Source organism: Streptosporangium carneum, from assembly GCF_027922005.1.
In the GTDB taxonomy this organism is placed as follows: domain Bacteria; phylum Actinomycetota; class Actinomycetes; order Streptosporangiales; family Streptosporangiaceae; genus Streptosporangium; species Streptosporangium carneum.
The window spans coordinates 1-609 of the sequence record NZ_BSEV01000109.1 but is presented as its reverse complement, the minus strand read 5'-3'; the positions used below and the strand labels follow the sequence as shown (position 1 = coordinate 609).

Sequence of the window (609 nt, the reverse complement as noted above, 5' to 3'; positions counted from 1 at the left end):
CGCCCCGTGCTGGTGAACGCGGATCGACGAGCTGTCGATCATCTGGATGTCGCCGTCGTAAGCCGCTGTGATCGCGTCGAATATCCGATCCCAGACGCCCAGCTTGCGCCACCGGACGAACCGGTTGTAGCAGGTCGTCGCCGGACCGTAGCGCTCCGGGATTTCCGCCCAGGGCGACCCGGTGCGCAAGCGCCAGTAAATCCCGTTGAGCACCTTGCGATCGTCCACACGCGGCACACCGCGCGGCTTGTTCGGCAGCAAGGGTTCGATGATCCACCACTCGAAATCGGTCAACTCGTAGCGGCGACGGCCCATGATCCATATCCTCCTCGCGAAGGTTGAATCAGGCTTCGGCCAAAAACGGAATCCCGTTTATGAGTTTATGACCTAAGTTATGGATATTCGGGACCTTACGCAATGTCCGATAATGCCAATTATCGGACATTTGATCCTTGTCCATCTCGGCGCCCTCTCAGTAGGACCTCGTATTGATCGCGCGGACGTGAGCCTCGTTCAACAGGGCCAAGCTCCTCTCTCGTGACCTTCGCCAATTTTCGAATGCTTCACTAACCACCCTAAAGCTACTGATGACGCCCGACATGGCTGGTC

At 57.8% G+C, this 609-nt stretch carries 1 protein-coding gene; it reads right to left on the bottom strand.

Going from position 1 to position 609, the window contains the following annotated elements; translation table 11 throughout:
* Window positions 1–315 (bottom strand): IS5 family transposase (locus PKF00_RS44930; protein ID WP_271223759.1); only part of this gene is annotated, 315 nt, incomplete at its 3' end.
* Window positions 316–609 lie beyond the last annotated feature (294 nt).